Below are 21,394 nucleotides of genomic sequence, written 5' to 3' on the forward strand. Positions count from 1 at the left end.
CTCACGGGTGGCAAATGAATCAGCAGGCGCTGCCCGAGGCAGCACCTGAAAGAACGGGCGATCAGACTGCCGCGTTGTAGAACTGCTCGCTGCTCTTCTGCTCCACCAGCGCCTGCTCGATGGCGGCCTGATGCACTTCGTCGGCATGTTCTTCGCGGGCTTCCGGCTGAATGCCCAGACGCGCAAACAGCTGCATGTCCTTGTCGGCCTGCGGGTTGGCGGTGGTCAGCAGTTTGTCGCCGTAGAAAATCGAGTTGGCGCCGGCGAAGAACGCCAGGGCCTGCATCTGCTCGTTCATTGCTTCGCGGCCTGCGGACAGGCGCACGTGGGATTGCGGCATCAGGATCCGCGCCACGGCGAGCATGCGGATGAAGTCGAACGGATCGACGTCATCGGCGTTTTCCAGCGGGGTGCCGGCGACTTTCACCAGCATGTTGATCGGCACCGACTCCGGATGCTCCGGCAGGTTGGCCAGCTGGATCAGCAGGTTGGCGCGGTCATCGAGGGACTCGCCCATGCCGAGGATGCCGCCGGAGCAGATTTTCATGCCGGCATCGCGCACGTAGGCCAGGGTCTGCAGACGCTCGCTGTAGGTGCGGGTGGTGATGATGCTGCCGTAGAACTCCGGCGAGGTGTCGAGGTTGTGGTTGTAGTAGTCGAGGCCGGCCTTGGCCAGCGCTTCGGTCTGATCCTGATCGAGACGACCGAGGGTCATGCAGGTTTCCAGCCCCATGGCTTTCACGCCTTCGACCATTTTCAACACGTACGGCATGTCCTTGGCCGACGGATGCTTCCACGCCGCGCCCATGCAGAAACGGGTCGAGCCGATGGCCTTGGCGCGGGCAGCCTCTTCGAGGACTTTCTGCACTTCCATCAGCTTTTCTTTTTCCAGGCCGGTGTTGTAGTGACCGGACTGCGGACAATATTTGCAATCTTCCGGGCAGGCGCCGGTCTTGATCGACAGCAGGGTGGAAACCTGGACGCGGTTGGCGTCGAAATGCGCGCGGTGCACCGTCTGCGCCTGGAACAGCAAGTCGTTGAAAGGCTGAACGAAGAGTGCTTTGACTTCGGCCAAAGACCAGTCGTGACGCAGGGTGGCAGTGGTGCTGGCGCTCATGGGCGATTCCTTGGTTATGCTTGGCTTGCGCCTGGGGAAACGGAATACCCACAGGCACGACACGGATGTTCGGCATATTTAAGGAAGAGACATGCACTGTCAACCACATCAAGATAGACCGGTTTACATCTGGTTAAATAATAACCAACCCTGTTTGATTTGCGATGAGTCGTCGGAAACTGAAACGCCGCTCTGCGTAGCCTGTGAAACCGACCTGCCCTGGCTTGGCGATCAATGCATGACCTGCGCATTGCCCCTGCCCGCAGCGGGCCTGTCATGCGGCGGCTGCCTGAAAGATCCACCCACCTTCGAGCAGGTGGTAGCACCCTGGTCCTATGGCTTCCCGGTGGACAGCCTGATCACCCGTTTCAAGCACAACGCCAAATGGCCGTTTGGCCGCCTTTTGGGCGAGGTTCTCGGGCAATTCCTACAACATCGCTTCGACGAGGGTCTGCCACGCCCGGACGCCCTGCTGCCAGTGCCATTGGCGAACAAGCGCCTGCAGCAGCGCGGATTCAATCAGGCAGCCATGCTGGCGCGGTGGCTCGGCAAGCAACTGGATCTGCCCTGCGAAGAACATGTCCTGCGCCGTATTCAGGACACCAGCGCCCAGCAGGCACTCGATGCCAAGGCGCGCAAACGCAATCTGCGCAACGCCTTTGATCTTTTGCCGGACGCTCATGTACAAGGTCGGCATCTGGCCTTGGTCGATGATGTGTTGACCACCGGTGCCACCGCCCAGGCACTGGCTCGGCTGTTGATGGACTCGGGCGCCACGCGGGTCGACGTCTACTGCCTGGCCCGCACACCGAAACCTGGCGACGCGGCTTGACTCACACGCGCCAAGCGGCCAACTTCCTCCTCCATCAACCCAGCACAAAGCACCCCGACATGTCCTTGCCTTCCCTGTTGTCCCAGCACATCGTCCGTCGCCCGCAGCGCATCGCCCTGCTGCAACACATCGCCGAACAGGGCTCGATCACCCGCGCCGCGAAAAGCGCGGGCCTGAGTTACAAAGCGGCGTGGGATGCCATCGATGAGCTGAACAATCTGGCGCAAAAACCCTTGGTCGAACGGGCTGTCGGCGGCAAGGGCGGCGGTGGCGCGAAACTGTCCAGCGAAGGCGAACGGGTGCTGCGTCTTTATCAGAAGCTGCAAGCCTTGCAGGCGCAGGTGCTGGAAGCCGCTGAAGACGCCAGCGATCTGGATCTGCTGGGTCGCCTGATGCTCCGGACCAGCGCCCGCAACCAGTTGCACGGCAAGGTCGTCAGCATCGAGCATCAGGGCCGCAATGACCTGATCCGCCTCGAACTGGCCGAGGGCCTGTGCATCGATGCGCAGATCACCCACGACAGCACCGTGCATCTGGAGCTGCAACCGGGTACCGAAGTGGTGGCATTGATCAAGGCTGGCTGGCTTGAATTGCTGGGCAACGGGCAAGCTGCAACATCTGGTCACAATCTTCTCGAAGGCACCCTCGAAGCGATTCTCGACGCCGAGGACGGCCCCAGCGAAGTGCGCATCGCCCTGCCCAATGGCCAGACACTCTGCGCCCTGGCTGAGCCGCTGCACCTGCGCACCCACAAACTGACCGTCGACCAGCCGGTACAAGTGCAGTTCTCGCCGTCCAATGTGCTGATCGGCACACCGCTCTAGCCCGGTTCCCTGCAACAAAAGCTTCATCGCCTCTCATTAAGGTGGCTGCCAAAACCAAGCAGGGAGCCTGATGTGAGCCTATTAGAAGAAAACCAATCCACTGACCTGGAAAAAATGGTCGGCATGAGCCGTCGCGGTTTCATCGGTGCCGGCGCACTGTGCGGCGCGGCGATGTTCCTCGGTGGCAGCCTGTTGAGCCGTAGCGCGCTGGCCACCGGTATCAGCGCCGGCAACAGCCGCCTGCTGGGCTTCGACAGCATTCCGGCCGCCACCACCGACGTCATCAGCCTGCCCAAGGGCTACAAGTCGTCGGTGCTGATCAGCTGGGGCCAGCCCCTGCACAAGAACGGCCCGGCCTTCGACCCGAGCGGCAACGGCACCGCGGCTGCACAGGAAGTGCAGTTCGGTGACAACAACGACGGCATGAGCCTGTTCGCCTTCCCGGACGACAAGAATCGCGCGCTGATGGCGATCAACAACGAATACACCAACTACCGCTACCTCTACCCCCACGGCGGCCTGCCGCAGTCGGCGGAAGACGTGCGCAAGGCCCTGGCCTGCGAAGGTGTGTCGGTGATCGAAGTGGCGCGCAAAAACGGCCAGTGGCAGTTCGTCCAGGGCTCGCGCTACAACCGCCGCATCCACGGCAACTCGCCGCTGCGCATCAGCGGTCCGGCGGCCGGCCATGAGCTGATGAAAACCAGCGCCGACAAGCACGGCAAGAAAGTCCTCGGCACCTTCCAGAACTGCGCCAACGGTAAGACCCCGTGGGGCACTTACCTGACCTGCGAAGAGAACTTCACCGACTGCTTCGGCAGCAGCAACGCCCAACAGCAATTCGACCCGGCGCAGAAACGCTACGGCGTGACAGCCGCCAGCCGCGAGATCAACTGGCATCCGTTCGATCCGCGCTTCGACATGGCGAAGAACCCGAACGAGCTCAACCGTCACGGCTGGGTAGTGGAAATCGACCCGTTCGACCCGCAATCGACCCCGGTCAAACGCACCGCCCTCGGTCGCTTCAAACATGAAAACGCCGCCCTGGCCGAGACCGACGACGGTCGCGCCGTGGTGTACATGGGCGACGACGAACGCGGCGAGTTCATCTACAAGTTCATCAGCCGCGATCGCATCAACCACCGCAACATGAAAGCCAACCGCGACATCCTCGATCACGGCACCCTGTACGTGGCGAAGTTCGACGCTGGCGACGGCAACCCCGACCACCCGAAAGGCCAGGGCCAGTGGATCGAACTGACCCACGGCAAGAACGGCATCGACGCCAGCAGCGGTTTTGCCGATCAGGCGGAAGTGCTGATTCATGCGCGACTCGCCGCCAGTGTGGTCGGCGCCACGCGCATGGACCGCCCGGAGTGGATCGTGGTCAGCCCGAAAGACGGCCAGGTTTATTGCACCCTGACCAACAACGCCAAGCGCGGCGAAGACGGCCAACCGGTGGGCGGCCCAAACCCTCGCGAGAAAAACGTCTACGGGCAGATCCTGCGCTGGCGCACCGACCGCGACGATCACGGTTCCAAGACCTTCGCCTGGGATCTGTTCGTGGTGGCCGGCAACCCGAGCGTACACGCCGGGACGCCGAAGGGAGGCTCGTCGAACATCACCCCGCAGAACATGTTCAACAGCCCGGACGGCCTCGGTTTCGACAAGGCTGGCCGACTGTGGATTCTCACCGACGGTGATTCGAGCAACGCCGGGGACTTTGCCGGGATGGGCAACAACCAAATGCTCTGCGCCGATCCGAAGACGGGCGAGATTCGCCGGTTCATGGTCGGGCCGATCGGTTGCGAAGTCACCGGGATCAGCTTCTCGCCGGACCAGAAAACCCTGTTTGTCGGGATTCAGCATCCGGGCGAGAACGGCGGTTCGACCTTCCCCGAACATTTGCCAAACGGCAAGCCGCGCTCTTCGGTGATGGCGATTACCCGTGAGGATGGCGGGATCGTCGGCGCCTGATGCCGCAACGCTCTGATCGTTTCCGTGCCCTGCACGGGAACGATCCCACTCAAGACAGCCCGTCTGCGCTACCATGCTGGGCCGGACGTGGCAGCCTGCCGCGCGCAGGAGTCAGCATGGCCCACCCGTTTGAAACCCTCACCCCAGACCTCGTGCTCGATGCCGTCGAAAGCATCGGCTTCCTGAGCGACGCGCGCATTCTGGCGCTCAACAGTTACGAAAACCGCGTCTATCAGGTCGGCATCGAAGACTCCGAGCCGCTGATCGCCAAGTTCTATCGCCCGCAGCGCTGGACCAACGAAGCGATTCTCGAAGAACACCAGTTCACCTTCGAACTGGCCGACGTCGAGATCCCGGTGGTGGCGCCACTGGTCCACAACGGCCAGACCCTGCACGAACACGCCGGTTTCCGTTTCACCCTGTTTCCCCGTCGAGGTGGCCGGGCGCCGGAGCCGGGCAATCTCGATCAGTTGTATCGCCTCGGCCAGTTACTCGGGCGCATGCACGCGGTCGGCGAAACCAAACCGTTCGAACACCGCGAAGCGCTGGCCGTGCAGAACTTCGGCCATGCGTCGCTGACCACTTTGCTGGAAGGCAACTTCATTCCGAAAAGCCTGCTGCCGGCCTACGAGTCCGTCGCCCGCGACCTGCTCAAGCGTGTGGAAGATGTCTATGCCGCCACGCCGCACCAGAACATTCGCATGCACGGCGACTGCCACCCCGGCAACATGATGTGCCGCGACGAGATGTTCCACATCGTCGACCTCGACGACTGCCGCATGGGCCCGGCGGTGCAGGACATCTGGATGATGCTCGCCGGCGATCGCCAGGATTGTCTCGGGCAGCTGTCGGAATTGATGGATGGCTACAACGAATTCCACGATTTCGACCCGCGCGAGCTGGCACTGATCGAACCGCTGCGCGCCCTGCGTCTGATGCACTACAGCGCCTGGCTGGCCCGACGCTGGGACGATCCGGCATTCCCTCGCAGCTTTCCGTGGTTCGGCAGTGAGCGGTATTGGGGCGATCAGGTGCTGGCGTTGCGTGAGCAACTGGCGGCGTTGAATGAAGAGCCGCTGAAGCTTTTCTGACACGACACGTCTATACAACTGCCCGTACAATCGCTGCTTTGTTAGCTGCCTAAGCAAGGACTCTGCATGCAAGCCGCCAACCCGCGTCGCGGGTACATTCTGGGCCTGAGTGCCTACATCATCTGGGGACTGTTCCCGCTCTACTTCAAAGCCATCGCCGAAGTCCCGGCGGTGGAAATCATCATCCACCGGGTGCTGTGGTCGGCGCTGTTCGGCGGGCTGTTGTTGCTGGTCTGGAAGCATCCGGGCTGGTGGCAGGAGCTGCGCGACAACCCGAAACGCCTGGCGATTCTGGCGCTGAGCGGCACCTTGATCGCAGCCAACTGGCTGACTTACGTCTGGTCGGTGAACAACGGCCGGATGCTGGAAGCAAGCCTCGGTTACTACATCAACCCGCTGGTGAACGTGCTGCTGGGCATGCTGATCCTCGGCGAACGCCTGCGCCGCATGCAGTGGCTGGCGGTCGGTCTGGCAGCGGTCGGGGTGGCTCAACAGGTATGGCAGGTTGGCAGTCTGCCGTGGGTATCGCTGGTGCTGGCACTGACCTTCGGCTTCTACGGGCTGATCCGCAAGCAGGCGCCGGTCAAGGCACTGCCGGGGCTGGTGGTGGAAACCTGGATGCTGGTGCCGATCGCCCTCGCGTGGCTGCTGTTCAATCCGACCGCCACCAGCGCACAGGCCGCGTTCTGGACTACTTCAGAAGCCTGGTGGCTGGTGGCGGCCGGTCCGGTGACGCTGGTGCCGCTGGTGTGCTTCAACGCCGCCGCCCGGCATCTGCCATACACCACCCTCGGCTTCCTGCAATACCTGGCGCCGACCCTGGTGCTGCTGCAAGCGGTGCTGCTGTTTGGCGAGCATTTGTCGTCCAGCACACTGATCGCCTTCATGTTTATCTGGGCCGGTCTGGCGGTATACAGCGTCGATGCGTGGATAAGTCTGCGTCGGCGCAGCTGATCAAAAAACGCACAATCCTCCACAGGCCACGGTTCTCGTGGCCTGTACCGTTCCTTCCCAAGGTTATCCACAGCGTGATCCCCGCCGTTTGTGCGCAAGTCACTGAATGCTGGCGGTTTTTTGATCAACCCATGCAAAGCCACGGCGGACGTGGCCTGGAAGGCAGTCTCTACAGGTTATCCACAGGCAGGTGCACGTTTAAACTGGATAACCCGATCCGTCCTCACAGGTCGGTGCGCAGCACCAATTCCACCATCAAGTCATCGGCCAGGGTTTCCAGGCGCGATTGCAGCACATCCAGCGACAGGGTCAGTGGCACCGCCAGAATCGCCTCGGCGTGGAACAGCGGCTCACTGCTCATCGGCGCCGGGCGCACCTCGGTCACCAGTCGTTCGAGGTTGACGCCCTGCTCACTCAACAATCGGGTGATGTCACGCACGATGCCCGGACGATCATTCCCCACCAGCTCCATGGCAATCGGCTTCCAGGTGCAGGCCTGCTCGATGCCGCTTTCGGCCACCAGCACGCGGATGCCCTGCGCCGACAGCGCTTGTAAGGCATCGACTAATTCGTCGTAAGCCTCCGCTGGTACACCGACTCGCAGAATCCCGGCGAACTGCCCGGCCATTCGCGACATGCGGCTTTCCAGCCAGTTGCCGCCGTGCTCGGCGATGCATTGGGCGATGCGCTCGACCTGCCCGGGCTTGTCCGGCGCGAAGACGGTGAGTACGAGGTGATCCATGGCGCAGCCCTCTTGTCATGACTTTTGTTATAGAAAAGCAAGTATAGGCAAGCCGGCTGGCACTGCCGTGATGACGGCAAACGAGGGGCCATAGCAGACACATAGTATTTATGTGTACAACTTTTGATATTTAGCTGGAACAATCCATTGGTTTTTTGAGAACATCCCGTTCCGCGCCGTGACCGCAATGCGTCATGGGGTCGCAGAACGACGTAATTAGTCTGATTTTCACAACCGCAAGTCATCATGTAGTATGCCGCAGCGCGCACTACATAACGTTGGATCGATGTCTGCCCAAGGCACGTTCGCAACCCTGAAAGCCCCGTCAGCAAGGCCCCCAAGCCGTTGATTGGTCCCAGCCCAGCCGCCAGCGATGGCATGTACTGGTCGAGGGGTTTGTGGTTTAAATGGCCAGAGGCTTCATTGTTAAATTGAAGAGCTGAAAAGCGAAATAGCTGAGCAGAGTGAGGCAAGCAATGACTGAACACGTTCAAGTCGGTGGCCTGCAGGTCGCCAAAGTCCTGTTCGACTTCGTGAACAACGAAGCCATTCCCGGTACCGGCCTCACCGCCGAAAAATTCTGGGAAGGTGCCGACAAGGTCATTCACGACCTGGCGCCGAAGAACAAAGCCCTACTCGCCAAACGCGATGACTTCCAGGCCCGTATCGATGGCTGGCACCAGACCCGTGCCGGTCAGCCGCACGACGCCGTGGCCTACAAAGCCTTCCTGCAAGAGATCGGTTATCTGCTGCCAGAAGCGGCTGATTTCCAGGCAACGACGCAAAACGTCGATGACGAAATCGCCCGTACCGCCGGCCCGCAACTCGTGGTTCCGGTGATGAACGCCCGCTTCGCCCTCAACGCCTCGAACGCCCGCTGGGGTTCGCTGTACGACGCCCTGTATGGTACCGACGCCATCAGCGAAGCCGGCGGCGCGGAAAAAGGCAAAGGCTACAACAAGGTGCGTGGCGACAAAGTCATCGCCTTCGCCCGTGCGTTCCTCGACGAAGCGGCGCCACTGGCCGCCGGCTCCCACGTCGATTCCACCGGTTACAAGATCGCTGACGGCAAACTGGTCGTCACCCTCAAGGGCGGCAGCAACAGCGGCCTGCGCAACGACGCGCAACTGATCGGCTTCCAGGGCGATGCGTCGGCTCCGATCGCGATCCTGCTGAAGAACAACGGCCTGCATTTCGAAATCCAGATCGACGCCAGCACCCCGGTCGGCCAGACCGACGCCGCCGGCGTCAAAGACATCCTGATGGAAGCGGCGCTGACCACCATCATGGACTGCGAAGACTCCGTGGCCGCCGTCGATGCCGACGACAAAGTGGTGATCTACCGCAACTGGCTGGGCCTGATGAAAGGCGACCTGGCGGAATCCGTTTCCAAGGGCGGCCAGACCTTCACCCGCACCATGAACCCGGATCGCACCTACACCAAGGTCGACGGCAGCGAACTGACCCTGCACGGCCGCTCGCTGCTGTTCGTGCGTAACGTCGGTCACCTGATGACCATCGACGCGATCCTCGACAAGCACGGCAACGAAGTGCCGGAAGGCATCCTCGACGGTCTGGTGACTTGCCTGGCGGCGATGCACAACCTGAGCGGCAACACCTCGCGCAAGAACACCCGCACCGGTTCGGTCTACATCGTCAAACCGAAGATGCACGGCCCGGAAGAAGCGGCGTTCACCAACGAGCTGTTCGGTCGCATCGAAGACGTGCTGGGCCTCAAGCGCAACACCCTGAAAGTCGGGATCATGGACGAGGAGCGCCGCACCACGGTCAACCTCAAGGCCTGCATCCAGGCGGCCAGCGAGCGCGTGGTGTTCATCAACACCGGTTTCCTCGACCGCACCGGCGACGAAATCCACACCTCCATGGAAGCCGGCCCGATGGTGCGCAAGGCTGACATGAAGGCCGAGAAGTGGATCGGCGCCTACGAGAACTGGAACGTCGATATCGGCCTGAGCACCGGCCTGCAAGGTCGTGCGCAAATCGGTAAAGGCATGTGGGCGATGCCCGACCTGATGGCAGCGATGCTCGAACAGAAAATCGCTCACCCGATGGCTGGTGCCAATACCGCCTGGGTGCCATCGCCGACCGCCGCTGCACTGCACGCGCTGCACTACCACAAGGTCGACGTCTTCGCCCGTCAGGCCGAGCTGGCCAAACGTGCCCGTGCTTCGGTCGATGACATCCTGACCATCCCGCTGGCGGTCAACCCGAACTGGACGCCTGAACAGATCAAGAACGAACTGGACAACAACGCCCAGGGCATTCTCGGTTACGTGGTGCGCTGGATCGACCAGGGCGTGGGTTGCTCGAAAGTGCCGGACATCAACGACGTCGGCCTGATGGAAGACCGTGCAACGCTGCGTATTTCCAGCCAGCACATCGCCAACTGGCTGCGCCACGGCATCGTGACCGAAGCGCAAGTGATGGAAAGCCTCAAGCGCATGGCGCCGGTGGTTGACCGTCAGAACGCCAACGACCCGCTGTACCGTCCGCTGGCACCGAACTTCGACAGCAACATCGCTTTCCAGGCGGCAGTCGAACTGGTGATCGAAGGCACCAAGCAGCCGAACGGCTACACCGAGCCGGTCCTGCACCGTCGTCGTCGCGAGTTCAAGGCTGCCAACGGCCTGTAACCTGCGCGAATGCCGGACATGAAAAAGCCCTGATCTTTCGATCAGGGCTTTTTTTGTTTGTGCCGGAACAGCTAAGGCTCTATGCCGAGCTCATGTTTGACCAACCCCAGCAACTTTGCCGTATCAATCGGCTTGAGCAGAAAGTCCACCACGCTCAAATGCATCGCCGCAATCGCATCCTTCACGTCGGCATCGCCCGAGACAATGATGATCGGCATCGCCGCCCTCGCCGACTCTCGCACCTGACGAATCAGGTCCAGCCCGTCGACATGGCCCATCCGCAGATCGGTAATCACCAGGCCGATTGACGGTTTTTCCTCGATCATCTTCAGAGCGGATTCGCCACTGGCCGCCGTCATGCAACGAATGCCGTCCAGTGCCAGGATCTCCGACAGCAGCTCGCGGGCGTCCTTGTCGTCATCAACGATCAGCACCCGCTGCGGCGGCAGGTCGGGTTCCAGCATGACGGCGCTGAGCGCTTCCCGCTCGGCGTCGCTCAAAATATCGTGGTCGGACATGGCGTTCTCTACGTTTTCAAAATCGATCCCCTGGCACAGTGGTCAGACATCGCTGGGCAGAGCTTCAATGTGCACTTCGTCGGATTTTTTTCCAAGGGGCGAACCCGAGAATTTCCGACTGTTTGTGTAGGGCATATCCGAAAACTACCCAACGGCATGCCAAACCTAGACTTACGTCCAATGGGCACCCTGCGCGCCGGGGTCGACCATGGCTGCAACGATCCAATAACAACAATTCGAAAAAGACTGCGGTAATGGTTATGAGTAAAGCGGACGCCTTCACCCAGGCAGGGAAAACCGCGGTGTTGCAGAACATTCAGGGCACATTGCAATTCCTCCAGCGCTTCCCCCCTTTCAATCAGATGGAACACGCCCACCTCGCCTATCTGGTGGAGCAATGTCAGCTGCGTTTCTACGGTCAGGGCGAGAGCATCATCAAACCTGCCGACGGGCCGGTTGAACACTTCTACATCGTCAAGCAGGGTCGGGTGGTCGGCGAGCGTCCGCACACGGCCAAGGGCGGCACCGAAACCACGTTTGAAATCACTACCGGCGAGTGTTTCCCCCTCGCCGCGCTGCTTGGCGAACGGGCGACCCGCACCGAACACCTGGCTGGCGAAGACACCTTCTGCCTGCAACTGAACAAACTGGCGTTCATCAAGCTGTTCGCCCTCTCCAACACTTTCCGCGATTTCGCCCTGCGCGGGGTCAGCAGCCTGCTCGATCAGGTCAACCAGCAGGTCCAGCAGAAAGCCGTGGAAACCCTCGGCACTCAGTATTCGCTGAACACCCGCCTCGGCGAATTGGCCATGCGCCATCCAGTCACCTGCAGCCCGACCACACCGTTGCGCGAAGCGGTGAAGCTGATGCACGAACAACAGGTCGGCAGCATCGTCGCGGTGGATGAACACAAGGCGCCGCTGGGGATTTTCACCCTGCGTGACCTGCGCCATGTGGTGGCTGAAGGTGTCGGCGATTTCAACGAACCCATCGAACGCCACATGACGCCCTCGCCGTTCTATCTGTCGCCGGATCACAGCGCCTTCGACGCAGCAATCGCCATGACCGAACGGCACATCGCCCACGTCTGCCTGGTCAAGGATCAGCGATTGTGCGGCGTGGTTTCCGAACGGGATCTGTTTTCGCTGCAACGGGTCGATCTGGTGCACCTGGCGCGGACCATCCGCAGCGCCCAGCGGGTTGAGCAACTGGTGACCCTGCGCGGCGAGATCGGCCAACTGGTGGAACGCATGCTCGCTCACGGTGCATCGTCGACACAGATCACTCACATCATCACCCTGCTCAACGATCACACCGTGTGCCGGGTGATCGAACTGACCCTCGCCGATAAAGGCGACCCCGGTGTGCCGTTCAGTTGGCTGTGTTTCGGCAGCGAAGGCCGGCGCGAGCAGACCCTGCACACCGATCAGGACAACGGCATTCTGTTCGAGGCCCGGGATGCGGCCCATGCGGCGGAGATTCGCGGCAAGTTGCTGCCCATCGCCCAGCAGATCAATAACAGCCTGGCGCAATGCGGCTTCACCCTGTGCAAGGGCAACGTCATGGCCGGCAATCCGCAGCTGTGTTTGTCCCGCGCCGAATGGGCCCGGCGCTTTGCCGCGTTCATCCGCGAGGCAACGCCGGAGAACCTGCTGGGCTCCAGCATCTATTTCGACCTGCGGGTGGTCTGGGGCGATGAACAGGGTTGCGAGCAATTGCGCCGGGGGATTCTCGATCAGGTAGGCGACAATCGATTGTTCCAGCGCATGATGGCCGAGAACGCCCTGCGCAACCGTCCGCCAGTGGGACGTTTCCGTGAATTTGTGCTGACGAAAAAGAACGGCGAGAAAGCCACGCTGGACCTGAAGATCCAGGGCCTGACCCCGTTTGTCGATGGCGCACGCCTGCTGGCACTGGCCAACGGCATCGACGCCAACAACACCCTCGAACGTTTCCGCCAGTTGGTCGATAAAGAAGTCATCGAGCGGCTGGATGGCGCCGCTTACGAAGAGGCCTACCACTTCATCCAGCAGACACGGATGCAACAGCATCAACTGCAGACCCGGGAAAACCTGCCGTACTCCAACCGGGTCGATCCGGACAGCCTCAATCATCTGGACCGGCGCATCCTGCGTGAATCCCTGCGCCAGGCCCAGCGCCTGCAAAGCAGCCTGACCCTGCGGTATCAGCTATGAGCCTGTTCTCGTGGCTGCGTCCGGCCAGTCCCGTTCTGCCGGACGATCTGCGACAACGCCTGACGCAACTGCCGGCAATCGGCGAACTGAGCGAGTGCAGCCTGCGCGAACAGCGCTGGGTGGTGCTGGATCTGGAAACCACCGGGCTCAACCTGAACAAGGACCGGGTGCTGTCGATTGGCGCGGTGGTGATAGAGGACGGCGCCATCGACTTCAGCCAGCAGTTCGAACGCACGTTGCAATGTCGTGAACTCAAACTTGGTCCCAGCGTGTTGATCCATGGCTTGGGGCCAAATGCGATTGCCGCCGGCAGCGAGCCGGCCGAGGCATTGCTCGAACTGCTGGAGTTTATTGGCGACAGTCCGGTGCTGGCATTCCACGCGCCGTTCGATCAACACATGCTGGGCCGGGCGGTGAAAGAACACCTGGGGCACAAATTGCAGCAAGTGTTTCTGGATGTCGCCGACATTGCGCCACTGGTGTGCCCGCAAGCGCACATCCGCGAAGCGGGTCTGGATGAGTGGATCAACTGGTTCAAGCTCGAAGTGTTCGAGCGTCATCATGCCAGCGCCGACGCACTGGCTACGGCGGAACTGGCGCTGATTCTGTTCAGCCGGGCACGACAGCAACAGATTCACAGCCCATTGAATCTGCAACAACGCCTGAGTCAGTGGAAGCGCCGCCAGCAGACGCATTCGTTCTGAACCCCGGGTTGTCGCCCGACAACCCGACCGGTGGCCAATTGCTAACCATTCCCACCTCTGCCACAATCGCGAACAATTCTCGTTGGTTAACATTTCCCAGTCGGTGTCTTCGTGTCGTCAGCCCAAAGCCCTCACAGTGAGCTCGTCGGTGCGTTGTATCGCGACCATCGCGGCTGGCTGCTGGCCTGGCTGCGGCGCAACGTGGCCTGCCCGCAACGCGCCGAAGACCTGAGTCAGGACACTTTCGTGCGCCTGCTCGGTCGCGAGCAACTGCTGACACCCCGCGAGCCCCGGGCCTTTCTGGTGGCGATCGCCAAAGGCCTGCTGTTCGACTACTTCCGTCGCGCCGCGCTGGAGCAGGCCTATCTCGCCGAACTGATGCTGATTCCCGAAGGCGAGCAGCCATCGGTTGAAGAGCAGCAACTGATTCTCGAAGACCTCAAGGCCATCGACCGCCTGCTCGGCCAGTTGTCGACCAAGGCCCGCGCCGCTTTCCTCTATAACCGTCTCGATGGCCTGACCCATGCCGAGATCGCCGACAAGCTCGGCGTGTCGGTGCCGCGGGTGCGCCAGTATCTGGCCCAGGGTATCCGCCAGTGCTACATCGCCCTGTACGGTGAGCCGACATGAACCCCGCCAGTTCCAGACCGGTGCCGGCCCATGTGCTGGACGCGGCAATTGCCTGGCAATTGACCCTCGATTCCAGCACGCCACTGGAGCGCGAAGAATTCGCCAAATGGCACGCGGCCAACGAAGAACACGCTCGCGCCTGGCGCCAGCTGGGCATGCTCGACCAGCGTTTCAGCGTGGCCAGCGGTCCGGCCCGCGCCGCATTGCTGCAATCGCGCGAAGGCATTCGCCGGCGTGTACGCAAGCTCGGCAGTGGCCTGGCCAGTGTTGTCGCGGTGATCGGCCTGTCGCTGTTTGCCGCAGAACACTATCTGCCGCTGGACTACTGGCTCGCCGACCAGCGCACCGCCACTGGTGAGCAACGCACCGTGCGGCTGGCGGATGGCACTGTGGTCAATCTCAACACCCACAGCGCCATGGATGTGCGGTTTGATGAAAAACAGCGCCTGGTGGTGTTGCAGGAAGGCGAAATCCTCATCGAGACCGGCCATGGCGATGCGCGACCGTTCATCGTCGAAACCCGCGAAGGCCGCATGCGTGCGCTGGGTACGCGGTTTCTGGTCAAGCGCGAAGAACAGGGCACGCGCCTGAGCGTGTTGCGATCGGCCGTCGCGGCGCATCCGCAATCCGATCCGCAGGAACAGATCCTGCGCGAAGGCCAGCAAGTACTGATCCGTAATAACGGTCTGGATGCGGTGGTGGCGCTCAACCCCGGCGCCGATGCCTGGACCCGCGGCATGCTGGTGGTGGACAACGCCCGCCTGGAAGACCTGGTGCATGAGCTTGGCCGCTATCGTCGCGGCCACCTGGGCATTGCGCCGGAAGTCGCCGACCTGCGCATCACCGGCAGCTTCCCGCTGCACGATACCGACAAAGCGTTGAGCGCCCTGCTCCCGACCCTGCCGGTGCAGATCGAGCAGCACACGCCGTGGTGGGTCACCGTGGCCAAGGCTGATCCGAAGCCCTGAGACACCGCGTTACCTGCTCGCCCCCCCATGAAAACGGACTTTCAGCTGACTTCAGCCGCCATGCCGTCCGTTAATCGAAATTATTTTCATCCAGCCCTATCACTTTTCGAATCTCGTCCGGCACACAGGCAATTGAGAAATATTTCCATTCAGGAGCCGCCGTATGTCCCGTTCGCTAGACACCTTGTTGCGCCCCAGTTTGCTGGCGGTCGCCATTGCCCTCTGCACCCCGCTGGCCAGCAGCCAGTTGATCGCCGCTGAACAGGCGTCGAGCGTACGCGCCTACAACCTGCCGGCCGCGCCGCTGTCCACCACCCTGAACCAGATCGCCAGCCAGGGCGGCCTCACGCTGTCGCTGAATCCGTCGCTGGCAGCCGGCAAAACCTCGGCACCGGTCAACGGCCAATATGACGCGGCAGGTGCACTGAGCGCTGCCCTGCGGGGCACCGGCCTGCAACTGGAGCAAAGCAGCACCGGCACTTACACCCTGGTCGCCGTGCCGGAAGGCGTGATGGCCCTGCCGGAGACTTCGGTGATCGGTGTGGAAAACACTGAAAGCGCCTGGGGCCCGGTCGAAGGCTACACCGCCACCCGCACCGCCGCCGGCACCAAGACCGACACCGCACTGGTCGAAGCGCCGCGCTCTATCTCCGTCGCCACCCGCCAGCAGATGGACGACCGCAGCGTGCACAGCCTCGATGACGCCGTGCGCTACATGCCGGGCATCACCGCCAGCAGCTATGGCAGCGACACCCGCGCCGACTGGCTGCGCGTGCGTGGCTTCGAACCGACCCAGTTCCTCGACGGCCTGCCGCTGCCAAAAGGCGTGTACGCCAACCCGAAACAGGAAACCTGGAACCTCGACCGCCTCGCCCTGCTGCGCGGCCCGGCCTCGTCGGTTTACGGCCAGACCCCGCCGGGCGGCCTGCTGGACATGGTCAGCCGCCGCCCAAGCGACGTGCAGAGCAACGAAATCCAGCTGCAATACGGCAGCGACAACCACCGTCAGATCAACTTCGCCAGCACCGGCAAGATCGACGACGCCGGCCAGTTTCTCTACGGCCTCAGCGGCGTGGTTCGTGACAGCGGCACGCAGGTCGATCACGTCGATAACAAGCGCTACAACATCGCGCCGAGCCTGACCTGGAACATCGACGACGACACCAAATTCACCCTGCTTACCCAGTTCACCCGCGACGATACCGGCATCACCAGCCAGTTCCTGCCGGTGCAGGGCACCAAGATCGACATGCCGTTCGGCAAGGTTTCCCATCACAAGAACCTCGGCGATCCGGACTGGGAATACTACGACCGCACCTATTACGCGCTGGGTTACGCCTTCGAACATCGCCTGAACGATGTGTGGCAGTTCAAGCAGAACCTGCGTTACACCAAATCGGAGCTGTCGTTCCAGAGCCTGACCCCGGGTTCGTACCCGTACACTCAGGTGGACAACGCCGGCAACGTCGGCCGCACCAGCACCAGTGTCAATGAGGACATCAGCCAGTTCGCCGTGGACAACAACTTCCAGGCCGACTTTGCCACCGGCGACATCCGCCACACCCTGCTGCTGGGTCTGGATCACCAGCGCAGCAACAACAACTACACCTCGATCTTCGGTGACGGCCTCACCACCAACGTGCTCAACCCGATCTACGGTCAGCCGATCGTGCGTCCGGCGCGCTCCACCGCGTTCTACGACTACGACCAGAAGACCTACCAGACCGGTCTGTACGTGCAGGATCAGATGGCCCTCGACCAATGGCGCCTGACCCTCGGTGGCCGTGAAGACTGGGTGCACACCGGTACGAAGTTCATCAACAAGGCCGACGCGACCAACACCGACCGCGACAAGGCCTTCAGCGGCAACGCGGCACTGAGCTACGTGTTCGACTCGGGTTTCGTGCCGTACATTTCCTACGCCGAATCCTTCCAGCCCACCAGTGGCGCGGACGCCTCCTCTACCGAATCGCTCAAGCCGACCGAAGGCAAGCAGTGGGAGCTGGGCATCAAGTACCAGCCACCCGGCAGCAAGACCCTGCTGTCCGCCGCCGTGTATGACCTGACCCAGAAAAACGTTTCGGTAAGCTCCTTCGTCAACGGCGTATCGATCACCAGCCAGACCGGTGAAGTGAAAGTCAAAGGCCTGGAGCTGGAAGCCACCTCCGATGTCACCGAAAACCTGAAAGTCATCGCCGCCTACACCCTGGCCAAGTCCGAAGTGCAGAACGGCGTCGACAAGGGCAACCGCCTGCAACTGATGCCGAACCAGCAAGCCTCGCTGTGGACCGACTACACCTGGCACAGCGGCGTGCTCGACGGCTTCGGCATCGGTGGCGGTGTGCGCTACACCGGCAACACCTACGGCGACAAGGCCAATACCTGGCTGGGCAAGGCTGACGCCTACACCGTGTTCGATGCCAGCGTGCATTACGATCTCGGTCGCCTGGACAACAGCTTGAAGGGCGCATCGCTGGCCCTCAACGCCACCAACCTGTTCGACAAGGACTACATTTCCACCTGCGACAGCTTCTACTGCTACTACGGCGACCAGCGCAGCGTCGTCGCCAGTGCCACCTACAAGTGGTAATTGCTTGAGCTGAAACAGGCCCTGCAACCAGGCCGTCCCTCGTGGACGGCTTTGGTGTTTTTGAAGGTCATGAAATGAAAAGTAAAACAATCCGTCGCTGGTCGTTCGTTCACACCTGGACCAGCCTGATCTGCACCGTGTTTTTGCTGTTGTTGGCCCTGACCGGCCTGCCGCTGATCTTTCATCACGAGATCGAGCACTTGCTCGGTGACGCCCCGGTGGTGCGCGAGATGCCGGCTGACACGCCGCACCTGAATCTGGCGCAACTGGTACAAGCCGCCGAGGCCCATCGCCCCGGTGAAGTCGTGCAGTACTTCGGTTTCGAAGACGACGAGCCGAACACCGTGCTGACGATCATGGCGAAGACCGCCGGCACCGAACCGAATTCCTCGCACACCTTCATGCTTGATGCGCGCACCGGTGAAGCCCTGGAAACACCGTCGGCCAATGGCGGCCTGATGCTGTTCATCCTGCGCCTGCACGTCGACATGTTTGCCGGCCTGCCGGGCAAGTTGCTGCTGGCGTTCATGGGCGTGTTGTTCGTGGTGGCGATCGTCTCCGGAACGGTTTTGTACCTGCCGTTCATGCGTCGTCTCGATTTCGGCACCGTGCGCCGAGACAAGTCCACCCGCCTGCGCTGGCTCGACCTGCACAACCTGATCGGCGTGGTGACCCTGACCTGGGCGCTGGTGGTGGGTGTCACCGGAGTGATCAGCGCCTGTGCCGATCTGATCATCGCGGCCTGGCGCAACGATTCGCTCAACGCCATGATCGCGCCCTACCGCGATGCGCCGCCACTGACTCACCTCGCCCCGGCCACCCGCCTGCTGGATATCGCCGGCGAAGTCGCACCGGGGATGAAACCGGACTTCATCGCCTTCCCCGGCACCCGGTTTTCCAGCGAGCACCATTACTCGGTGTTCATGAAGGGCGGCACCCACCTGACTTCGCACTTGCTGACGCCAGTGCTGATCGACGCCAGTACCCTGCAAGTCACGGCGGTCGCTGAGCGGCCGTGGTACATGGACGCCATGGGCATGTCACAGCCGCTGCACTTTGGCGACTACGGCGGCATGCCGATGAAAATCCTCTGGGCCACGCTGGACGTGCTGACCATCATCGTCCTCGGCAGTGGCGTGTACCTTTGGGTGGTACGACGCAAGGCAGCGAAACCGGTGCTGGAAACCGCGGAGGCTTCGGCATGAAACCGCGTCAGTCGAATTTCTGGAAAGTCTTCAGTACGCCGCTGGTGATCGCGTTGCTCAGTGCGGCGGGGCTGTTCGCCGCGCTGCTGGGCGACGGGATCTGGGACGGCTTGAGCTGGATCGGCCTGGGTGTGCCGGCCGCCCTCGCCTTGCGCGGTCTGTTGCAACGGCGCTGATTGGCTTGAGCCTGACGGGCAACGCGCTATGCTGCCCGTTCATTGCCCTTGACCGAGACCCTGCCGATGTCCGCTCCCAGCATGACCCTGTTCCACAACACCCTGTCCCCGTTCGTGCGCAAAGTCATGGTGCTGCTGCACGAGACCGGCCAGCAGGATCGCGTCGCCTTGCAGGACTGCGTCCTGACACCGGTCAGCCCCAACGCTGCGCTGAACGAAGACAACCCGCTGGGCAAGATCCCGGCCCTGCGCCTGGCCGACGGCAACGTCATCCATGACAGCCGGGTGATCCTCGATTACCTCGACCACCAGCACGTCGGCAACCCGCTGATCCCTCGCGACGGCTCGGCCCGTTGGCGGCGCCTGACCCTGGCCTCGATGGCCGACGGAATCATGGACGCCTCGGTGATGGTGCGTTACGAGCAAGTGCTGCGCGCCCCGGAGAAGCACTGGGACGAGTGGCTCGAGGCCCAGCGCGACAAGATCCGTCGCACCCTGGCGTTGCTGGAGCACGACGCCATTGCCGAACTGACCAGCCATTTCGATGTTGCCGCGATCAGCGTGGCCTGCGCATTGGGTTATCTGGATCTGCGCTTCCCGGATCTGGGCTGGCGTGAAGCCAACCCGCAACTGGCCAACTGGTTCTTCGAAGTAAGCCAGCGCCCGTCGATGATCGCGACCATGCCGAAGGTTTGACACACCGGGCGGGAGGCAACGACGCAAAGATCAGCGTCATCAACACCTCGGCCTCCCGCTGCTCCTCACGCAACCCCACGAACCGGCTCATTGCACAGCCCCGAGATCAAACTCCAGGGGCTTGGCCGGTTTCTGCCCGACGCCGTACCAGTCCAGGTTACGGGTCAGCACCATGAACACGCCCAGCAGGCCGAACAGCAACAGCGAGCCCATCAGCAGCGCGTAATCCTCGGCGCTCAGCAAGCCGAAGAGCAGGCCATACAACGCCGCCAGCCCCGCGGAAAAACTCAAGCCGTGACGCACACTGCGCAACACATGGCAGACATAGAAGCCAATCAACAACACACAACCACTGGCCGACAGCAGATACGCCAGGGCAAACCCGATGTGTTCCGACAGCGACAGCAACAACAGGTAGAAGAACGCCAGCGCCACCCCCACCAACGCGTATTGCACCGGGTGCACCGCCAGGCTTTTCAGCACTTCGAACAGGAAGAATCCGGCGAACGTCAGGACAATGAACAGCAACGCATATTTGATCGCCCGGTCACTCTTCAGGTACTGATCCACCGGATCGATGAAGCTCACCCCGAAACTGCGGCCGTTGAACGCCTCGCAATCGTTGCCCGAAGCGCAGCGGCTCATGGCCTCTTGCAGGTTGGTGGAGAAAAACGAGGTCTGCCAATCGGCAGTGAAGCCTTGATCATTGACTTCTCGTTTGGCCGGCAGGAAGTTGCCGATGAAGCTCGGGTGCGGCCAGTTGGCGGCCAGGTTCACGCGGCTGGTCTTGCCCACCGGCAGCACCTGCAACGAGCCGGTGCCCTGCAAGCGCAGGTCGAAACCGAAGGCCAGTTCCGTGGCCTGAGTTGTATCGAGTGCCGGCAACGTCGCCCGAACACCTTCGCCGAGCCAGCCCACTTGCGTGCCGGGCACAAAATCCAGGCGTTGCGAACCGAGTTCCAGTTTCAGGGCATTTTCGATCCCGCGAATGTCGCTGATACCGATCGCCAGAAACGGTGCTTCGAAGTGGTAATCGGTGAAGTCTTCGGTGATGCCCAACTGTGCCGGCAGCGAGAAATGCCCGCTGATGCGGTTTTCTGCATGGAACAGCCGCGCCTCGTAGATGCCCCGGGCACGCAGCTCGGTCTGCACCTGGCCGTCGAGTTCGAAGCGCTCCGGCAGGAAGTACAGGCGACCCCGTTCTTCGCTGAGCTCCAGATATTGCTCGCCGTTTTTTTCCCGGGTCTTCCAGGTGCGTATCACTTTGCGGTACGGCACCACCATCACCGGGCCGCTGATCTGCTGGCTGTAGCTTGAGCTGCGGGCAATGTCTTCAAGCACACCGTCGCGTCGTTGCTGGCGATCGTCGATGATGCCGTCGATCATCAGCAGCGGAATCAGCAACAGCAGGATCAGCAGGGCGATCGCCCCGAGCTTCATGGTCAGATTTTTGTTCATGGGACTCTCCCTGTTTCGATGGGCAGAGTCTGCGAGGCGGGTGTGGGGGGAATATGGGAGGAATGT

General features: G+C 61.8%; 18 protein-coding genes. 14 read left to right on the forward strand and 4 right to left on the reverse strand.

Annotation, left to right across the window (positions count from 1 at the left end; all coding sequences use genetic code 11):
- Positions 1-61: 61 nt before the first annotated feature.
- Complete coding sequence (bioB, locus tag IF189_RS25980; protein ID WP_085731680.1) at positions 62-1,117, reverse strand: biotin synthase BioB; 1,056 nt, start codon at positions 1,115-1,117, stop codon at positions 62-64.
- Between the two features lie 91 nt (positions 1,118-1,208).
- Between bioB and IF189_RS25985 the strand changes: the two genes are divergently transcribed.
- The 5 genes from IF189_RS25985 to rarD all read left to right on the forward strand — a co-directional run bounded on the left by IF189_RS25985 (position 1,209) and on the right by rarD (position 6,792).
- Positions 1,209-1,949, forward strand: coding sequence for a ComF family protein (locus IF189_RS25985; protein ID WP_134828321.1), 741 nt, complete (start codon positions 1,209-1,211; stop codon positions 1,947-1,949).
- Positions 1,950-2,008: 59 nt separating this feature from the next.
- Entirely contained in the window at positions 2,009-2,773 is a 765-nt protein-coding gene (locus IF189_RS25990) for a TOBE domain-containing protein (RefSeq protein ID WP_114885938.1), read from the forward strand.
- Between the two features lie 72 nt (positions 2,774-2,845).
- Entirely contained in the window at positions 2,846-4,747 is a 1,902-nt protein-coding gene (locus IF189_RS25995) for a PhoX family protein (RefSeq protein ID WP_134828322.1), read from the forward strand.
- 116 nt (positions 4,748-4,863) lie between these two features.
- The gene (locus tag IF189_RS26000; RefSeq protein WP_134828323.1) at positions 4,864-5,838 is read left to right on the forward strand and encodes a serine/threonine protein kinase; all 975 of its coding nucleotides are present in this window, start codon (positions 4,864-4,866) and stop codon (positions 5,836-5,838) included.
- A 66-nt stretch (positions 5,839-5,904) separates the two neighbouring features.
- A complete protein-coding gene (gene rarD / locus IF189_RS26005; protein WP_114885944.1) occupies positions 5,905-6,792 on the forward strand; it encodes an EamA family transporter RarD in 888 nt (295 codons plus the stop codon).
- A gap of 223 nt (positions 6,793-7,015) precedes the next feature.
- Here the strand turns inward: rarD and IF189_RS26010 are convergent, their stop codons facing one another.
- Positions 7,016-7,534, reverse strand: a complete 519-nt coding sequence (locus IF189_RS26010; protein WP_011336250.1) for a glycine cleavage system protein R — start codon at positions 7,532-7,534, stop codon at positions 7,016-7,018.
- 476 nt (positions 7,535-8,010) lie between these two features.
- Between IF189_RS26010 and IF189_RS26015 the strand changes: the two genes are divergently transcribed.
- The gene (locus tag IF189_RS26015; RefSeq protein WP_134828325.1) at positions 8,011-10,188 is read left to right on the forward strand and encodes a malate synthase G; all 2,178 of its coding nucleotides are present in this window, start codon (positions 8,011-8,013) and stop codon (positions 10,186-10,188) included.
- Between the two features lie 71 nt (positions 10,189-10,259).
- On the opposite strand, the gene IF189_RS26020 is transcribed toward IF189_RS26015, so the two are convergent.
- Positions 10,260-10,706: a response regulator gene (locus IF189_RS26020; RefSeq protein ID WP_134828326.1), complete on the reverse strand. Its 447-nt coding sequence runs from the start codon at positions 10,704-10,706 to the stop codon at positions 10,260-10,262.
- Positions 10,707-10,960: 254 nt separating this feature from the next.
- Between IF189_RS26020 and IF189_RS26025 the strand changes: the two genes are divergently transcribed.
- The 8 genes from IF189_RS26025 to IF189_RS26060 all read left to right on the forward strand — a co-directional run bounded on the left by IF189_RS26025 (position 10,961) and on the right by IF189_RS26060 (position 19,870).
- Positions 10,961-12,901 carry a putative nucleotidyltransferase substrate binding domain-containing protein gene (locus IF189_RS26025; protein WP_134828327.1) on the forward strand — a complete coding sequence of 647 codons (1,941 nt, stop codon included), beginning with the start codon at positions 10,961-10,963 and terminating at the stop codon, positions 12,899-12,901.
- Positions 12,898-13,605 carry a PolC-type DNA polymerase III gene (locus tag IF189_RS26030; protein ID WP_192552458.1) on the forward strand — a complete coding sequence of 236 codons (708 nt, stop codon included), beginning with the start codon at positions 12,898-12,900 and terminating at the stop codon, positions 13,603-13,605. The genes IF189_RS26025 and IF189_RS26030 overlap by 4 nt, the downstream gene beginning before the upstream one ends.
- A 111-nt stretch (positions 13,606-13,716) precedes the next feature.
- Positions 13,717-14,235, forward strand: coding sequence for an RNA polymerase sigma factor (locus IF189_RS26035; protein ID WP_134828329.1), 519 nt, complete (start codon positions 13,717-13,719; stop codon positions 14,233-14,235).
- Positions 14,232-15,203: a FecR family protein gene (locus tag IF189_RS26040; RefSeq protein ID WP_134828330.1), complete on the forward strand. Its 972-nt coding sequence runs from the start codon at positions 14,232-14,234 to the stop codon at positions 15,201-15,203. Before IF189_RS26035 ends, IF189_RS26040 begins: the two co-directional genes overlap by 4 nt.
- Before the next feature lie 163 nt (positions 15,204-15,366).
- Positions 15,367-17,793 carry a TonB-dependent siderophore receptor gene (locus IF189_RS26045; protein WP_134828331.1) on the forward strand — a complete coding sequence of 809 codons (2,427 nt, stop codon included), beginning with the start codon at positions 15,367-15,369 and terminating at the stop codon, positions 17,791-17,793.
- Positions 17,794-17,867: 74 nt separating this feature from the next.
- A complete protein-coding gene (locus IF189_RS26050) occupies positions 17,868-18,998 on the forward strand; it encodes a PepSY-associated TM helix domain-containing protein (protein WP_134828332.1) in 1,131 nt (376 codons plus the stop codon).
- On the forward strand, positions 18,995-19,174 hold the full coding sequence (locus IF189_RS26055) for a hypothetical protein (protein ID WP_085709174.1): 180 nt from the start codon (positions 18,995-18,997) through the stop codon (positions 19,172-19,174). Before IF189_RS26050 ends, IF189_RS26055 begins: the two co-directional genes overlap by 4 nt.
- Before the next feature lie 66 nt (positions 19,175-19,240).
- On the forward strand, positions 19,241-19,870 hold the full coding sequence (locus IF189_RS26060) for a glutathione S-transferase (protein ID WP_085709173.1): 630 nt from the start codon (positions 19,241-19,243) through the stop codon (positions 19,868-19,870).
- Positions 19,871-19,957: 87 nt separating this feature from the next.
- Here the strand turns inward: IF189_RS26060 and creD are convergent, their stop codons facing one another.
- Positions 19,958-21,328 (reverse strand): cell envelope integrity protein CreD, encoded by a 1,371-nt coding sequence (creD, locus tag IF189_RS26065; protein WP_134828333.1) that lies wholly within the window; start codon positions 21,326-21,328, stop codon positions 19,958-19,960.
- Between the last annotated feature and the right edge of the window lie 66 nt (positions 21,329-21,394).

It is taken from the genome of Pseudomonas sp. IzPS59 (genome assembly GCF_014863505.1).
Classification (GTDB): domain Bacteria; phylum Pseudomonadota; class Gammaproteobacteria; order Pseudomonadales; family Pseudomonadaceae; genus Aquipseudomonas; species Aquipseudomonas kribbensis.